18 protein-coding genes are annotated in these 15446 nt (G+C 61.4%); 15 read left to right on the plus strand and 3 right to left on the minus strand.

All coding sequences use genetic code 11. The features are described 5' to 3' along the window. Positions 1–15: 15 nt before the first annotated feature. The 13 genes from Thiofri_RS18670 to Thiofri_RS18730 all read left to right on the plus strand — a co-directional run bounded on the left by Thiofri_RS18670 (position 16) and on the right by Thiofri_RS18730 (position 9212). The gene (locus Thiofri_RS18670) at positions 16–204 is read left to right on the plus strand and encodes a MerR family transcriptional regulator (protein ID WP_040854645.1); all 189 of its coding nucleotides are present in this window, start codon (positions 16–18) and stop codon (positions 202–204) included. After that, positions 204–713, plus strand: coding sequence for a polysaccharide deacetylase family protein (locus tag Thiofri_RS18675; protein ID WP_009147370.1), 510 nt, complete (start codon positions 204–206; stop codon positions 711–713). The genes Thiofri_RS18670 and Thiofri_RS18675 overlap by 1 nt, the downstream gene beginning before the upstream one ends. Further along, positions 706–1266, plus strand: a complete 561-nt coding sequence (locus Thiofri_RS18680) for a hypothetical protein (RefSeq protein WP_009147369.1) — start codon at positions 706–708, stop codon at positions 1264–1266. Before Thiofri_RS18675 ends, Thiofri_RS18680 begins: the two co-directional genes overlap by 8 nt. After that, positions 1263–2285, plus strand: a complete 1023-nt coding sequence (locus Thiofri_RS18685; RefSeq protein WP_009147368.1) for a hypothetical protein — start codon at positions 1263–1265, stop codon at positions 2283–2285. Before Thiofri_RS18680 ends, Thiofri_RS18685 begins: the two co-directional genes overlap by 4 nt. Beyond that, entirely contained in the window at positions 2282–3754 is a 1473-nt protein-coding gene (locus Thiofri_RS18690) for a DEAD/DEAH box helicase family protein (protein ID WP_009147367.1), read from the plus strand. The genes Thiofri_RS18685 and Thiofri_RS18690 overlap by 4 nt, the downstream gene beginning before the upstream one ends. Beyond that, complete coding sequence (locus Thiofri_RS18695) at positions 3754–3984, plus strand: sigma factor-like helix-turn-helix DNA-binding protein (RefSeq protein WP_040854643.1); 231 nt, start codon at positions 3754–3756, stop codon at positions 3982–3984. Before Thiofri_RS18690 ends, Thiofri_RS18695 begins: the two co-directional genes overlap by 1 nt. Positions 3985–4066: 82 nt before the next feature. Beyond that, positions 4067–4447 carry a hypothetical protein gene (locus tag Thiofri_RS18700; protein WP_009147366.1) on the plus strand — a complete coding sequence of 127 codons (381 nt, stop codon included), beginning with the start codon at positions 4067–4069 and terminating at the stop codon, positions 4445–4447. A 77-nt stretch (positions 4448–4524) separates the two neighbouring features. After that, on the plus strand, positions 4525–4947 hold the full coding sequence (locus tag Thiofri_RS18705; protein ID WP_143741788.1) for a hypothetical protein: 423 nt from the start codon (positions 4525–4527) through the stop codon (positions 4945–4947). Next, a complete protein-coding gene (locus Thiofri_RS18710; protein WP_009147364.1) occupies positions 4944–5330 on the plus strand; it encodes a head decoration protein in 387 nt (128 codons plus the stop codon). Before Thiofri_RS18705 ends, Thiofri_RS18710 begins: the two co-directional genes overlap by 4 nt. 11 nt (positions 5331–5341) lie before the next feature. Then, the gene (locus tag Thiofri_RS18715; protein WP_009147363.1) at positions 5342–6370 is read left to right on the plus strand and encodes a major capsid protein; all 1029 of its coding nucleotides are present in this window, start codon (positions 5342–5344) and stop codon (positions 6368–6370) included. A 47-nt stretch (positions 6371–6417) separates the two neighbouring features. Then, a complete protein-coding gene (locus tag Thiofri_RS18720) occupies positions 6418–7335 on the plus strand; it encodes a head maturation protease, ClpP-related (RefSeq protein ID WP_009147362.1) in 918 nt (305 codons plus the stop codon). 199 nt (positions 7336–7534) lie between these two features. Further along, the gene (locus Thiofri_RS18725) at positions 7535–7993 is read left to right on the plus strand and encodes a DUF1441 family protein (RefSeq protein WP_009147361.1); all 459 of its coding nucleotides are present in this window, start codon (positions 7535–7537) and stop codon (positions 7991–7993) included. Between the two features lie 673 nt (positions 7994–8666). After that, a complete protein-coding gene (locus Thiofri_RS18730) occupies positions 8667–9212 on the plus strand; it encodes a transcriptional regulator (protein ID WP_190275769.1) in 546 nt (181 codons plus the stop codon). A 642-nt stretch (positions 9213–9854) separates the two neighbouring features. On the opposite strand, the gene Thiofri_RS18735 is transcribed toward Thiofri_RS18730, so the two are convergent. The 3 genes from Thiofri_RS18735 to ltrA form a co-directional block, all read right to left on the minus strand. Beyond that, complete coding sequence (locus Thiofri_RS18735; RefSeq protein WP_009147359.1) at positions 9855–10256, minus strand: type II toxin-antitoxin system VapC family toxin; 402 nt, start codon at positions 10254–10256, stop codon at positions 9855–9857. Then, a complete protein-coding gene (locus Thiofri_RS18740) occupies positions 10253–10489 on the minus strand; it encodes a hypothetical protein (protein ID WP_009147358.1) in 237 nt (78 codons plus the stop codon). Before Thiofri_RS18740 ends, Thiofri_RS18735 begins: the two co-directional genes overlap by 4 nt. Positions 10490–10847: 358 nt before the next feature. Beyond that, on the minus strand, positions 10848–12128 hold the full coding sequence (ltrA, locus tag Thiofri_RS18745) for a group II intron reverse transcriptase/maturase (protein WP_223296674.1): 1281 nt from the start codon (positions 12126–12128) through the stop codon (positions 10848–10850). A 143-nt stretch (positions 12129–12271) separates the two neighbouring features. Here ltrA and istA point away from each other — a divergent pair, with 143 nt between their 5' ends. Continuing rightward, positions 12272–13801 (plus strand): IS21 family transposase, encoded by a 1530-nt coding sequence (istA, locus tag Thiofri_RS18750; protein WP_407702915.1) that lies wholly within the window; start codon positions 12272–12274, stop codon positions 13799–13801. A 1-nt stretch (position 13802) separates the two neighbouring features. Continuing rightward, complete coding sequence (gene istB / locus Thiofri_RS18755) at positions 13803–14666, plus strand: IS21-like element helper ATPase IstB (protein ID WP_323705563.1); 864 nt, start codon at positions 13803–13805, stop codon at positions 14664–14666. Positions 14667–15446 lie beyond the last annotated feature (780 nt).

A 15446-nucleotide genomic window follows, 5' to 3' on the forward strand; every position in this document is an offset into this window, starting at 1 on the left:
CACCTACGAAACGCAATGCCTGATGCTAAGCCTACAGCATCAAGCGTCAAATCCTTTTGCCAGCGCTACGACATCAGCGAACCGACCTTTTATCGGCATCGCGCGTCAATGCCCGCATGCATCCGCATTGGTGGCCAGTTGCGCATCACCCAGGCAGCCGAGCAGCAATGGCTCGAGCAGGCAGCGCAAGGGAGGGCAGCGTAATGGATGCAATGGAGCGAATTGATAACGCTGTTCGCGACGACATCGCGCGAATTGAAGCGGCTGGCTATCCAACTGCGGTAATTCGCAACAGAGATGACGTCGACTCGGCTTATATCGACTGGTGGACCGATCCTCGGTCAGACCTGTTCGCTGAATTGACCGACGGCATTCGGGAAGGGCACATCAAGATGAGTGACGCGAGCTGGCATCGCGAGCTTGATGAGGTTATCGCGCATCAAAACGCGCTGGTCGATCAGACGCTCGAAGTTCTGCGCAAGACCGGCAACGTCGACGATCTTTGTCAGTTGATCGATGACACCGCCGAGATTGATTCGGCTGATTCGCCGATGACTGGCGCGGGCTCTTTTCTGCGCACCATAGCCGAGCTGGCGATGGAGCGGATTCAGCAAATGGAAAGCGCTCGACCGGCCGGCACCGGTACGAGCGCAGAGCAGAACGATCTTTTCGGTTCTGATTATAGCAGCCAGGGAGGGGCGGGCAATGCGTAGTTACGCAACCATCGATCCGGCCCGCTGGATGAAGGATTACCGAACCGCAATCCGCCTCGGAAGCGTGGAGTTCAAAACGCTGATTTTTTGTGAGACAGCGCCAGAGTCGCATCCAAGCGGGCTGTATTTCATCACCAGCGCAGCGGTCGCGAGCATGATCGAGGAGCCGACTGATCTGGTTGACCTGGCGTTCGACAATCTCGACCGTGCTGGCCTTCTTTTGCGCGACCCGGAGTGGCAGTTGGTCTATCTCCCAGGCTACTGCGCTCGCCAGTTCGGTAAATGGAGGGACACAGAACGCGCATCAAGAGACTGGAAGACAGTTTCCATCAAGCGGCATATTGCAAGCCTTCCGCCTTCACACTTGGTCGGCTTGTTTCTCGAATCGTGGCCTATCTTCACGCCCGAGGAAAGCCCCTTACAAGCCCCTTACCAAGCCCCTACCCAAGCCCCAAGTACTAAATCTAAAGCCGACAGGGGCATTGGACAGGGCAAAACGGCCCAAGTCGCGACCATCCACAATCTGGCGAACCGGCTGGGAGGTGGATCGTGAACGACTACCTTTCCCGCTTGCTCACCGACAATGGCGCGGTCGAGATCCGGCATCAAGCCGATGGGCGCTGGAGATCCGGCTGGTTCGACGCGATCGAGCCCATGGTTCGCGAGATTCAGCGCCTTGGTTCGCGCGGAAATCTCTACACCAGCCTGAACGCACCTAAGCCTCGCCGCTGCCCGAACGCCATGGCCGGAGATCCGGTTCGGAATGATGACATCGGCTGGCTGACCCGAATCCCGTTCGACTTCGATCCGGTTCGCCCGGTCGGAGTCTGTTCGACCCAGACCGAGCTAGATTCAGCACTCCAGCGCCGTGACGCCCTGGTGGCGATGCTGCGCAAGTCTGGATGGCCGAGGCCCCTGGTCGCTTGCTCAGGCAATGGAGCCCATGCGCAGTTCCGATGCCGGCTTCCAAGCAGCGCGGAGACAGCCGAGCAGTTCCGCGCGATCTACACCGGCCTTGCGCTCGAGTTCGGCGACGATGAAGTCGGATTCGACAAGACGGTTCGCAATCCCGGCCGAATCTTTCGACTTTACGGCACCTGCAACCGCAAGGGACCGCATACAGCCGAACGGCCGCATCGGCTGGCGACTTGCGACATTCCCAGGCCATGGAGCCAAGTCAACCACCGGCTGATTGACCGCCTCGCGAATCGGTTCGCACGGTCGCAGACGCCAGCGCAAACGCCGCTAAATCGCCCTGAAAGCCGCCCGCGAGTCTCAGGGCATGGTGACTATGCCACCTTGGACGTGGTGGCTCTGACGCGCTCACACGGGCTCTACAGGCATGAGCTCGGCAGCGGCACCCATGCCATTGTTTGCCCATGGGAGTCAGAGCACAGCACCCCGCGCGGCCGCTCGGATACCGTCATTTTTGAGAACGGCCCGGGCAAGTGGCCAGGTTTTCACTGTCATCATGGACATTGCCAGGGCCGCAGCATCCGAGACCTGATCGAAGTGCTCGGAGATGCGGACGCATTTTGCTCGGCACCGTGGACTGGGAGGGCAAGCGCATGAAATTCGCCCTTCATACATTCCAAAAAGACATTTTGAACGAACTGCGCCAAGGGCACGCCAAGGGCCATCGTCGACAACTTTGTGGACTCGCGACTGGTGGAGGCAAAACCGTGGTGGCATCGCATGCAATCCACAGCGCCGCGCAAAAAGGAAGGACATCGCTGTTCATCGTCGACCGCATCGAGTTGGTCGGTCAGGCCGCACGGACACTTACCGAGATCGGGCTTCAAGTAGGAGTACTTCAGGGCGACAACACGCGCCTTCACCCAGACGACGAATGCATCGTCGCCAGCATTCAGACCATCCGCGCAAGGGAAGCGCCGCCGGCTGGGTTCGTGGTTATCGACGAAGCGCACATCTTGCACCGAGCACACGTCGACCTGATGCGCAGATGGGATCGGGTTCCATTCATCGGCTTATCGGCAACACCGCTGCGCCCTGATCTCGGCCAGCACTTCAGCAACTTGGTAAGAGGCCCAACGGTCGCATGGCTGACTGAAAATGGATTCTTGACTCCGGTCAAAGCCTACTGCCCGATGCAAGAAAAGATCGACGCAGCGCTGGAGTCGGTCAAGGTGCGCGCTGGCGACTTTGTGGAGTCTGAGTTATCTGAGGCATTCAGGCGCAAAGAGCTTGTCGGCGACGTCATCTCGGAGTGGAAGGCCAGAGCATCTGACCGTCCGACGCTGGTGTTCGCAGTCGACATCGCTCACTCGAAAGCCATCATCGGCGACTTTCTGGACGAAGGAATCGCCGCCCAACACCTGGACGCATACACCAAGCCCGAGGAACGAAGGGACATCATCGCGCGATTCAAAGCCGGCGAGATCCGCGTTCTTAGCTCTGTGAACGTGCTCGGCATTGGCTTTGATTATCCTGGCGCATCGTGCGGCATTCTGGCACGCCCGACGCTGAGTGAAGCGCTCCACATGCAGCAACTCGGACGCGTCATCCGCACCGCACCCGGCAAGCAGGACGCCATCATCCTCGACCATGCAGGCAATACGATTCGGTTCGGACTCCCCGAGCACTTTGTCATCCCGGACCTTGGACAAGGCGAGCACCAAAGCGCCAAGACAAAGCGCAAGCAAAAGACCATGGCCACCTGCAAAAGCTGCCATGCGGTGATCGAGCCCGGCTCCGAGACCTGCCCGCATTGCGGCATCGACCGGCCGCTGCGGTCTGCTGACGTGGTTTACATCGATGGGCGCCTCGGAGAGTACGGCAAGCCGACCACCGGCACCGAGGATCAAGCTGACCGGAGATCCTGGTATCAGGCATTTTTGTGGGAAGCAGAATCCCGAGGCATCAAACGCGGCTGGGCATTTTTCGCCTTTCAAGCCAAGTTCAACGCCAAGCCCGCCTGGTCATGGCAAAACCTGCCGCCGCTCGAGCCGACATGGGAGCAGTCGCGATGGATTCGGCATCACCGCATCAAGCAGGCCAAGGCATTCAGAGCGGCATCCTGATGACGGAGTTCCAGACCGATGATGCCAGGGAGGGCATGACCTGCGAGCAAGTCGCGCGCGAGCTCGGCATCTCGCCCAGCCGCGTGGCTGCAATCGAGCGGCAGGCCATCGCCAAGTTAAGGCGCATGATCCACAGCGGCAAGGTGGCCGCGCCAGAGCTTCCAGAGCGCCCCGACCTGCAAGGCGAGCATCGGCTGTTGCTGGCGCTCGGTTCCCCCCTGGACACCTAGCCAGAGGGTTGTTCGGGGCTCGCCGTTCACATTCTGCGTGGCTCGCGAAATCGAGTTGTAGTATTACCTATCGAGCACCACCATGACCCCAGCGCGCATCGACTTTTTCAGCCTGATAGAGCATCTGGTGACGGCGCCCAACGCGCCATTGCCGCCCGATCTGCGCCTGTATCTGCTGGCCGCCATCGCCTCACACCTGAAGGACGGCGAAAGCATGGACGTGGCCCTTGGCGTGCGTGAGCCATCCCGCCCCACCGCCGGACGGCAGTGGCGCGTTGCACAGCGCAATGAACACCTGCGCGCGACTGGCATGGACGCAAGCACGCTAAAACTGGCCATCAGTCGCTATCGCCGCCGGGCCCCAGGGCGCCGCACCAGCGAAGTCGACCGCCACCTTGCCGAGGCTGAGCGATGGGCCAGCTTGCCCGAGTCGGTTCCCCAGCTGCGCCGCATCCTCGGCTGAGATCAAAACCCCCATGGTGGTTATGATCCGCACCCTAACCCATGCTTGTGGCATCGCAGCCCAACAACAAACTGAGCATGGCCAAACAACCCACCGACATCCCCGGCGCCATCGAGCGTCTGACCGCCCGCATCGAATCCGCCAAGTGCGAACGCGATGACCTGCGCCGCGTGCGCCGTTCGCGTGATGACGTTATCGCCGCTGCCGATGCCGCAGTCGATGTCGTTGCCGCCCGCTGCCCCGAACGGCTCAAGGGCAAGCTCACCAGTCTGAGCGCACCGCACGCGCCGCCGCTGCGCCTGTTCACCGGCCCCGATGCCGAGCTGCTGACCTTTCTACTCCGCGACCGGATGAAGGACGCCATCCGCCGCTCCGCGCCCAATCTCCCCGATCCGCCAGCCGACCGCGAGCCCCGCCTGGCTGCGCTCGAGGCCGAAATTGCCAGCCTGCAAGCCGAGCTGGCCGCTATCCACTCCCGCATTGAGGCCCATCGCTCATGACCATTCATGTTTCCCAAACATCCGATGCCTACGCCCCGCAAGAGCTGGTGCATGGCAACACCCACATGTTGCTTGCCGAAAAGGTCACTGTCGCCAGTGGCCAGACCTTGACCGCCGGCGCCATCCTCGGCAAGGGCGCCGCAAGCAAGTATTACACCGCATCCTTAAACGACCTGGCTGGCGATCCGGTAGCCGATGGCCGCGATGATCCGGTAGGCATCCTCGCCCACGATGTCGATGCCAGCACCGCCGATCAAAGCGCGCTGATGTATACCCGTGGCGACTTTATCGAGGGCGCCTGTGCCGCTGATAGCAGCCTGAATGCCGCCACCGTCAAGGCCGCGCTCCGCGCCTTGAATATCTACCTGATCGCCGCTGAATAAGGACACCCGCCATGTATGACACGACATCGCTCGCTCGCCTGATTGAGAACATCCCAACGCCCTCGAGCGCGCTGCTGGACCTGTTTTTCCCCAACGTCCAAACCAGCCCGAGTGAGGAAATTGCTTTCGATATTCGCGACGGCTCGCGCCGCATCGCGCCCTTTGTCTCGCCGCTGGTCGCTGGCAAGGTCATGACCGATCGCGGTTACACCACCAAGAAATTCGCACCGGCGTACATCAAGACAAAATCCGTGGTCGACAACACCCGCCCGCTCAAGCGCCAAGCCGGCGAGACCATCGGCGGTTCCGTTCACCCCGCTGAACGCGAGCAAGCGCTGGTCGCCATGTTGGCCAAGGATCACGTCGACATGATCCATCGGCGCCTGGAGCTCATGGCCGCCGAGGCCCTGGTGTCAGGCCAAGTCACCGTGAGCGGCGATCAATACCCGACGCACGTGGTGGACTTCGGGCGCAAAGCCGAGCACACCGTCAATATCGCCACCGGCGCCGGCGACTGGGCAGAGCCCGCCACCAGCACCCCGGCAAACGACCTGCAAGACTGGTCAATGCTGATCCTCCAGGCGTGCGGACAACGCCCCAGCGCCGCCGTCATGGGCTTGGGCGCCTATCAGGCCATGATTGAGCATGCGGACGTGCAAGAGCGCCTGGAGACCCGGCGCCTGCTCGGCACCGAGCTGCGTGGTGGCCCGATCCTCGAGGCCCCTGGCTTGTCCTACATGGGCGAACTCGACGGACTGCCGATCTACGTGCATGTTGACTGGTACATCGACCCCGACACCGGCGACGAATCGCTGATTGTCCCGACCAACAAAGTCATCATGGCCGCGCCAGCGCTCGAGGGCACCCGCGCCTTTGGTGCGATCCGCGACCATGACCTTGGGTTTATCGCGCAACCTTTCGCGAGCAAGAGCTGGACCGACGAAGACCCAAGTGTCAGGTATCTGCTGACCCAATCGGCGCCGCTCATCATCCCGGTTCAGCCCAACGCATCGCTATGCGCGAAGGTCATTGACGACTAATCGCCCTGGACGGCTCAATTTTGAGCCGTCCAACCCGGAGACACCCCATGGCAAAGAAAGTATTGATTGAAGGCGTCATTGGCGCGGACACCACCGCCTCGGGCATCCGTGCCGCGCTGGAGGGCGCCACCGACATCGAGCTCCGCATAAACTCCCCAGGCGGCGATGCCTACGAGGGCATCGCCCTGCATAACCTGCTGGCCGAACATCGCCGCGCTGGGCATCGCATCGAGGCTGTTGTCGATGGCATTTGCGCCTCGGCAGCTACCTACATCGCCGCCGCCGCGCATCATGTGAGCGTGCCAGAGAACGCCGTCTGGATGGTACATGAGCCGCATAGCTCCGCCATCGGCACAGCGGCCGACTTCGCTAGCGCCAGCAAGCAGCTGGCCGCATTGGCCGAGATCATGGTCGACGGCTACGCCGCACGCACCAAGCGCACGCGCGGCGAGATCGCCAACGAGCTGAAGGCGGAAACCTTCTACTACGGCCCCGAGATTATTGCCGCCGGTTATGCCGACGCCGCCTTGCCCGCCCTGGCACAGCACAGCGGCGAGCGCGTCCAGGCTGTTGCGCTCGCACGTGGCGCCGTGGCCAACGCCATGGCCAAGCTACAGGCCACCCCCGTGAGCGCGCGTGCACCAGCACCACCAGAGGCTGTCGCGCCCGAGCCATCGGCCGTCGCCGAGCGCGAGCGCATCCTGGCCATTATCCGCGCCTTAGGCTTGACCGACGCACGCGGCCAGACTGCGATGGAGCTCGCCAGCGACCCACATATCACCGCTGAAAGCGCCGAGCGCATTCTGGCCACTATGGCAACCCCAGGCCGCACGCCCGAGGCACAAGCCCGGCTGGAGGATGAATGGGTAAAGCGCGGCGGTCCCGAGATTCGCGGCCATCACAGCGCCGGGCTTGGGGAGGGCGGCAAGCCCGACTGGCAACGCCTGCTAGAGCGCATCGCCTAATCGAATTGGCATGGCGTCCAATGCCCTATCCGATGCGCAATCTCTGGACGCGCATTGGTAGCAGACGCGCCGCCGGTCGCGTGGGCGATACCGGCAACTGATTTTTGTCCGTGGTTCCCCCTTGGCGCCTTTTTACTTGCGGGTTTTCCGGCCGCGATGGTTCACCAGCCACAGACCCGCCTAAGCTCCACCACAACCGATGCAAGTTTCAATCAATCAACTGAGCGAATGGACCGGGCTCGACCGCAGAACCGTCAAGCGTCGGCTGGCTGACCTGCCCCACAAGCCCGGCCCCAACCGCGCGCACGAATACGAAAGCGCTGTCGCCTTGCGCCTGATCTTCGGAAGCGGCAACCCGGACGGCGACCGCCTTGACGGACAGCAAGAGAAGGCCCGGCTCGACAAGGTGCGCGCGGATATTGCCGAAGTTGAGCTCGAGCGCAAGCGCGGCGATCTGATCGACGTGGATGCAGTGACTCAGACTTGGGAACGCCTGGTATCCGTCGCCAAAGGCCGGTTCATGGCACTGCCGACGCGCCTGAGCTATGACCTGGCCGGGCTCAGTGAGCCTCGCGAAGCCGAGCGGCTGCTGAAGAACGCGATATGGGAAGTGCTGACTGAGTTGGCCGACGGCGATCCGCTACCGGCTGGTGAGTGACACCTCTGCAACGATCATTGCACCGCCTTCAACCCCACCGGCAAGCCGCTGCTTCTGGTGGCTGGTTCGCGCATGAACACCCGGCAGGCCGGGCGCCCCAGGGGAACCTAGCCCCGTGTAATCCGGGAAAATCCCACATTACACGCGACAGCACCACCATCGGCATGGATTTTCCTTGTTTGCTCAAGTAGTTAGAGGGCCGAAAATTCGGCTCTCTAAATCCTTGAGAACAGTCGGAATGCTGACCTGATCCATGGTCGGTTCGGACCGATGCTATCCGATTGCACCGACCGATGGACAGATTCGACCATCGTCACCATCGGCATGGATTTTCCTTGGCTGTTCAAGTAGTTGGACAAGCCAAAATTGGCTTGTCTAAACTCTTGAGAACATCCGCCTCGGTACATCCCCCAGTGGGGAAAGTACGGCCGCCCGGCGCCGCGCTCATTGCGCCAGCCATCCCCAGGCTGAAACCGCCCCAGCGGGCAAGCTGTGCGGTCGTTTTTGCCAGATTCGGCGAAAAGGCCATGGGCGCCGATCTAATTACGCAAATCTGCGCAGTTCCCCCGCGCGCGTGGGCGCAGCTGCCCGTTACTGAATAACGCTTGACCGTTACTGAGTAACAGACTATCCTCACTGTTACTGAGTAACAAAAGAGGGTAAGCAGATGGGCATGACCAACGCAGAACGCCAGCGCCGCTATCGCGAGCGGCACCTGAAAGACGTCGACGCCCAAGGTGAGCGCATCGCCCTGGTGGTCACTGTGCAAGCCAAGGCTGCGCTTAACCGGCTGGCAAGCTGGCATGGCACAACCCAGCGCCAAGCACTCGAGCAAGCGCTGATCGAGTCTCAGGCACGCATTATCAACACCCTTACCGGCGAGCAGCAAAACGCCTTCCATGATGGCAAGCTGACAGCTAGCGCGTTACCGAGTAACGGACACCCCGAGCCGTTACAGGGTAACGACACCCTGCCGCATGATGCCAAGGTTAAGCGTTTGCGCAGCACTGTTTCCGGGTTGCTCCAAACCGAGGAAGCGCTCCATAAAGAAGCTCGCGAGCTCCGCGCGCATCTGAAAAACCGGGATGCTCAGATTGAGCATCAAAAGACAATGCGCGCAGCGGTCGAACGCGAGCGCGATATGGCAAAGGCTGAAGTCTCCCGGCTGAAAAGCGCAGCACGTGGGCCAACCTGCCCAGCACATCCCCCAGTGGGGTAAGTGTCCCCAGGCCAACGCATCTTTGCACTGGCGCCGGTGCACTTCCGATTGCACTGCCCGGTAGAAAATTACCGGCTGACGCGGCCATCATCGTCGCACTACACTATTCGTGAGTGTAGCCCAAGCGTAGCCCCACCGCGAAAGATAACGACTAACCGTTTGCGCTGAAAGCAGTTTTTCTAACACCTTCAGGGGCGGCTTCACCCGCTACCTTTGCACCTCGCCTGTTTTCATGCCTACGCACCGACGCGTCAGTTACCCTTCGCGCCGTAAGGCTTGATACCGGGCTCGCGGCTCACGATTACCCGGGCGGGACTCTAACCCGCTAGAGCACGCGGCCTTGCCAGGCCGCACTGTCCCCGGAATTCCGGAATTCCCAACTCTATGATTGAAGGCACATCAAGCGCCAAATCATAGCCAACCCCGCGCCACTCGGGTAGAGCCAGGGCCAGAAAGCAGCCATTCACCACATGGACCGCGCGGCGCTGGAACTCGGCGGCTACCACCGCAAGTTCTTCATCAGCCACAACCCGGAGGCCTAGGCGCTGGCGGATGTGGTGTTGGAGATGGCGGGGTTGGGGGTGGCGGGTTGATGAGAATGGAGCTTAAAGCGTTGCTTGCCAACGCAGCAGAACAACACAATCAGCGCCAAACAGGAACTCTCATGGTGTCGAAGTGGTGATCATAAGTCCACACCGGCAAGCTCAACCGTAACGCCACAGTCGCAAGGGTCGCATCAAACAACGTGATAGTCTGATCTTGATAACGACCGACAACCACGGTGGCGTCGCGATAATCCTGAGGGCTTGGATTCATCCAAGCACTACCTGCTCGCACATCATCGAGCCAGGCGGATGCACTTGGAAAACCTAGTCGATACAGGATCAGGGAATAGGCCTCCGAGAGGATCGGGTAGACGATCACGACCGACACGCCCGCATCGGCCAGGTTCGTCATCTGCTCCTGGGCACGATCATGGTATTGGTCGTCTGGATCAACCGCCGCATAGAGCGGCCCCGTATCGGCAAGGACGGTCCGGATCATGCGCCAGACAAATACCGGTCGTGCAAAACGCTGACATCGTCATGGCCACTACCTTGCTGAGACGGTCGGATGCGTAAGGCCGCCGAGCTTGGCAGATAACCGCGCTCGCCGAGGAACTCCCGCACGGCCGACTGAACAACCGTGCTGAGTTGGACTGGCTCCGGCTGCTCAGCAACAAATTGCACAAGCGCCTGGTCAATATCATCCGGAAGGGTAATGGTTGCGCGTCTCATCGGGCGACTCGGTGGCTTGGGTGTCGGCTGTCATGGGCCGAGTTTAGCCGATTTGGGGGTGGGAAGGGGAGGGTTTGAGCGTGAGCAGCGCGCCCTGCCTTGCCGACCAAACACGAAAATCCCCGCCCCGAATGAACGGGAGCGGGGTTGGTAAGGGTGCGGGCGTCCTTGACCGTGGGGTTAGGGTTTCAAAGGAGAGGCTGGAAAATTAATTCGAACCGGAGAGTAAGCCGGGGTCTCACCGTGTTTAGGTCAACGTTTGTTTTCTCTGTTTTCCGCCTAGTTTCCCGGCGGTGCCACAATATCTTGACCATGCGCAGCTTGACTCCCGGCTCCTCGCAGAACCGGACTTGGAGTGTTACACCATCCGGCTCCCAGTCTGAGGCATCCACCAACGGACGGGATAAAGGTTATGGAGTATTCGAGCCTTGGGCAGCATGCGGCGGATGTACGCCGCGAATTGCTTCCAATTGAGCGAGCGCTTTTGACTTCGCCGGTTGAGCCACTTAAAGAGCAGCCGTTGGGCAAAGTAGACGTAGCTCGACAGCCCGCGACTGTTGCCACTCACACCGTAGTACTGAATGTGTCCTTGCAGATGCCGCGCAAGGAATGCCACCATGGCGTTCCCTCCCTCCCCACGCAACTCCCGCAGGCGTGCGTTGAGGGCCTTGAGCTTTTTGCGCAGGCGCTTGCCGTCGGTTTTTCGGCCAACGACAAAACGCCCCGTCCGGCTCCGCCCTACGTAGTGAGTGAAGCCGAGGAAGCTGAAGGTGCGCGCTCCCTGGCCTTGCGCCCGCTGGCGTCCGAGCCCTCTTGGGGTCAACAGGGCGCTGCCGAATTCCAACAACGCCGTCTTGCTCGGCTCGATCTCCAGGTCGAACTCGGCCAACCGCTCGCGCATCTCGCTGAGAAAGGCGCGGGCGTCGGCTTCGCGCTCGAAACAGGCCACAAAGTCATCGGCGTAGCGGATCAGGTAGGCCTTGCCCGCACATTGTCGTGCAAAACGCTTCTCAAACCAGAGGTCAAGGGCGTAGTGCAGGTAGATATTACTCAGCACGGGTGAGACCAATCCGCCCTGTGGCGTCCCTTCGACGCTGGCTGCGAACACGCCATCTTCCATGATGCCTGCCTTCAGAAACCGCTGGATGATCCGCAGTAGGTTTGGATCGCCGATGCGGTGCTCCAGAAAGCGCAGCAGGTGGGCATGGGAGACGTGGTCGAAGAAGCCTTTGATGTCGGCCTCGACCACCCATTGCGTCCGTTCGTTGGTGATGACCTCCGCCACACGACGCAGCGCATCGTGCGCACTGCGCCCAGGGCGGAAGCCATAGGAGCACTCCAAGAACTCCGGCTCCCAGATGGCCTGCAAGATTTGGCTGAGGCGATCTTGCACCAGACGATCCTCGAAACTCGGAACGCCCAATGGACGCATGCGTCCATCCCCTTTCGGAATGTAAGTCCGCCGTGCCGGTTGCGGCCGATAGCCCAGTCGGCGTATCCGTGCCGATAAGTCCTCTAGGCGCGCTTGCACACCCTGGGCATAGTCCTCTTTCTTTATCCCATCAATTCCAGCCGCCTTGCGTCCGTCTTGGCGTCCGAAACTTTCGCGCAATCCGTCAGGATCGAATAATAGACCCATCAGGGAGGTGAACCGCGTTCGCGGCTCTTCGCGCGCCTTCAGTGTGTGTTCAGTGACAATTAACTTGGCCGGTCGATGACAACTATCTTGGCCGCTTCCCAAAGCTAAGGTAGCCGACATTTTCGCAACCCAAAGGCGGGCGAATGTCGGGCAAACGACTCACAGCAGAGCAGGTCAGGTTATACATGAGCAGCAGAACGCAAGGTCGCACACAGATTCAGGCGAGTGCCAAAGTTGGCATCTCCGAGCGCAGCGGACGTCGCATTGATGGCGCCGGGACGCGCGTCACAGAGCGCAAGGAGCGGCACTGGCGAACCCGCAAGGATCCATTTGCCGAGGTATGGGACAGCGACATTGTGCCGTTGCTGGAGCAGCAACCGCGTCTGGACGCCACCACCCTGTTTGAGGATCTCCAAGAGCGGTATCCACAGCGGTTTGGCAATGGCAAAAAGCGCACCTTTCAGCGCCGGGTCAAAGCTTGGAAAGCGCTGCACGGCCCGGACAAGGAAGTCATGTTCCGCCAAGTGCAGGAACCGGGTCGGCAAGGCTTCTCGGACTTCACCGAACTCAAGGACATCACCGTCACCATTGCCGGGGAGGTGCTCGCGCACCGTCTCTACCACTTCCGCCTGCCTTTCAGTGGTTGGAGCCACGTCAGCGTCGTATTGGGCGGGGAATCGTTCAGCGCCCTGGCCGAAGGATTACAAGCGGCCCTCTGGCGTCTGGGCGGAGCGCCCTTGGAGCACCGCACCGACAGCTTATCGGCCGCGTTCAAGAACCTCTCGCAGGACGCACGCGCCGACCTCACTGAGCGCTACGATGCCTTGTGCCGGCACTACGGCATGACGGCCACGCGCAACAACCGCGGTGTCAGTCACGAGAACGGCGCTGTGGAATCGCCTCACGGGCACCTCAAGCGGCGCATGGCCCAAGCCTTGTTGCTGCGCGCATCGAGCGACTTCCCCACCCTGGAGGACTATCGCCAGTGGCTCGACGCGCTGGTGGGTCGTTTCAACCGGCGGTGCGCCGACGCCCTGGCCATCGAGCGTGCGCAGCTTCAGGCCTTACCGGCGCGGCGCACCACCGACTACAGCGAGCAGGTGGTGTCGGTGACGACCTCCAGCACCATTGAGGTCAAGCGGGTGCTCTACAGCGTCCCGGCGCGCCTGATCGGCGAGCGATTGCGTCTGCACATTTTTGATGATCGCATTGAGGGCTATCTCGGTGCCACCCCAGCGGTGAGCCTCACGCGCGTCTACAGCGTCAAGCACGAGCGGGCGCGTTGTATCGACTACCGCCACCTCATCGCCACCCTGGTGCGTAAACCCCAGGCCTTCCGCTACTCGCAACTGCGCGATGACTTGCTGCCGAACGCCACCTACCGCGCGATCTGGCAGTATCTCGACGCCCACCTGGAGGCGCGCGCGGCGTGCAAAGCCATCGTCGGCATCCTCGCCTTGGCCGCTCGCGCCGAGTGCGAGCAGGCCCTGGGTGAGTATCTGCGCGGATGCATTGAGGCCGGGCGCCTCCCTAGCCTGCACGAACTGGAGCAGCGCTTTGATCCTGCCCAGCGCGGCGAGGCCGAGGCCTTTCTCCCAAGCGGGGTTCAACACCCGCTCTCGGCCTATGACGCACTTCTGCCCTCCCAGCGCCCAGCGATGGAGGTGTGCTGAGATGGTTCAAACCGCCACCTTACCCCTGATGCTCAAGCAGCTGCGCCTCTCGAGCATCGCGCAGCATTGGCAGGGCTTCCTCGACCACGCCCAGCGCCACGGTTGGGACAGCGCCCAATACCTGAGCGCCTTATGCGAGCAGGAACTGGCTGATCGCGACAGCCGGCGCATCGCCCGCTACAGCAAAGACGCCCGCCTGCCGGTCGGCAAGAGCCTGGCCAGCTTCGACTTCGCCCAAGTCCCTGGCCTGGCCCGCGAACAGATCGAGGCGCTGGCCGGCAGCGCGGATTGGACGCGCCAGGCGCGCAACCTGCTGCTGTTTGGCCCCAGCGGTGTGGGCAAAACCCATCTGGCCGCCGCCATCGGTCACGGACTCACCGTGCAGGGGGTGCGCGTGCGCTACCTCGCCACCACCGCCCTGGTGCAGCAGTTGCAGCTGGCCCGCACGCAGCTGCACCTGGAGGATGCCTTGCACAAGCTCGAGCGCTACGCCGTACTGATCCTGGATGATTTCGGCTACGTGAAAAAATCCGAGACGGAAACCCAGGTGCTGTTTGAGCTCATCGCCCATCGCTATGAGACCGCCAGCCTGATCATCACCTCCAACCAACCGTTCGCCGAATGGGATCGCATCTTCCCGGATCAGATGATGACCGTCGCCGCCGTCGATCGCTTGGTGCATCACGCGACAATTATCGACCTCAGTAGCGACAGTTACCGGCGCAAGCAGGCCCTGGGGCAGATCGCCGCTGAGCCCGGGAGCCTGACACCAACGCCAGCGCCAACGATCACGTTACCCTCGCCATCGACGACAACCTCGGTGGGTTGTCGCGATGATGACTCTGAGTCCGCGCCCTCGGGATGACAAACCGCCAGGGCAATTGTCGCTCTCTTGCAGGCGCGAATGCCCGCGACAACTATTCTGGCGCACGCGCCGCCGCGCCGCTGGCGGGGCCGAGCACTCCCAGTCGCCCTACGGGCTCCTTCCCGTACTCGGCCCCGCCAGATCCACCCGCAACCACCCTGTAAATTAGGAGATACCGCATCTAAAGCACAACGACATTAACCGGCCAAGATAATTGACGCTGACCGGCCAAGATAGTTGACATTGGATAAGTGTGAAACGTTCAAGTCGTGTTGTCACGCTCTTCAGTCCTCTCTGGGTAGGGGCGTGTCTCCCTCTTACGTTATCTCAAAACCGCCACCCCTTTGCTCCACCGGAATTACCCAGCTTCATCGCTACTATGGATGGCTCCGACTTCCGTACACCACCACCCGCGTCCTCGCTTTTACACTTGTTTGCAGGTGCCTGCCTCCAGCAGACCAGCGCACGGATCTCCCTGGTTACCACGTGCTCTCAATATAAGGCTCGACACGGCCTCGGACCCCGGGGAGTATCCATGCCACTGACCATGACGCGACATGCATTGTTGCCTGCCGGGGGGCCAAACCCGTCGGCACTCTCCAACGTAATTTTCGGGGCTCTACGCCTTCAGGGTCGGCTTCACCCGTTACCTTTGCACCTCGCCTGTTTTCGTGCCTACGCACCGACGCGTCAGTTGCCCTTCGCGCCGTAAGGCTCGATACCGGGCTCGCGGCTCACGATTACCCAGGCGGGACTCTAACCCGCTAGAACACGCGGCCT

The organism is Thiorhodovibrio frisius (genome assembly GCF_033954835.1).
GTDB lineage: Bacteria > Pseudomonadota > Gammaproteobacteria > Chromatiales > Chromatiaceae > Thiorhodovibrio > Thiorhodovibrio frisius.

Coding starts and splice junctions, on each gene's coding strand:
- Thiofri_RS18740 (WP_009147358.1), bottom strand. CDS start 10,489: ATGAGACGCGCAACCATTACCCTTCCGGATGATATTGACCAGGCGCTT.
- Thiofri_RS18680 (WP_009147369.1), top strand. CDS start 706: ATGCGTAGTTACGCAACCATCGATCCGGCCCGCTGGATGAAGGATTAC.
- ltrA (WP_223296674.1), bottom strand. CDS start 12,128: ATGGGTCTATTATTCGATCCTGACGGATTGCGCGAAAGTTTCGGACGC.
- Thiofri_RS18710 (WP_009147364.1), top strand. CDS start 4,944: ATGACCATTCATGTTTCCCAAACATCCGATGCCTACGCCCCGCAAGAG.
- Thiofri_RS18670 (WP_040854645.1), top strand. CDS start 16: ATGCCTGATGCTAAGCCTACAGCATCAAGCGTCAAATCCTTTTGCCAG.
- Thiofri_RS18715 (WP_009147363.1), top strand. CDS start 5,342: ATGTATGACACGACATCGCTCGCTCGCCTGATTGAGAACATCCCAACG.
- Thiofri_RS18700 (WP_009147366.1), top strand. CDS start 4,067: ATGACCCCAGCGCGCATCGACTTTTTCAGCCTGATAGAGCATCTGGTG.
- istA (WP_407702915.1), top strand. CDS start 12,272: ATGTCGGGCAAACGACTCACAGCAGAGCAGGTCAGGTTATACATGAGC.
- istB (WP_323705563.1), top strand. CDS start 13,803: ATGGTTCAAACCGCCACCTTACCCCTGATGCTCAAGCAGCTGCGCCTC.
- Thiofri_RS18675 (WP_009147370.1), top strand. CDS start 204: ATGGATGCAATGGAGCGAATTGATAACGCTGTTCGCGACGACATCGCG.
- Thiofri_RS18705 (WP_143741788.1), top strand. CDS start 4,525: ATGGCCAAACAACCCACCGACATCCCCGGCGCCATCGAGCGTCTGACC.
- Thiofri_RS18725 (WP_009147361.1), top strand. CDS start 7,535: ATGCAAGTTTCAATCAATCAACTGAGCGAATGGACCGGGCTCGACCGC.
- Thiofri_RS18720 (WP_009147362.1), top strand. CDS start 6,418: ATGGCAAAGAAAGTATTGATTGAAGGCGTCATTGGCGCGGACACCACC.
- Thiofri_RS18735 (WP_009147359.1), bottom strand. CDS start 10,256: ATGATCCGGACCGTCCTTGCCGATACGGGGCCGCTCTATGCGGCGGTT.
- Thiofri_RS18695 (WP_040854643.1), top strand. CDS start 3,754: ATGACGGAGTTCCAGACCGATGATGCCAGGGAGGGCATGACCTGCGAG.
- Thiofri_RS18690 (WP_009147367.1), top strand. CDS start 2,282: ATGAAATTCGCCCTTCATACATTCCAAAAAGACATTTTGAACGAACTG.
- Thiofri_RS18730 (WP_190275769.1), top strand. CDS start 8,667: ATGACCAACGCAGAACGCCAGCGCCGCTATCGCGAGCGGCACCTGAAA.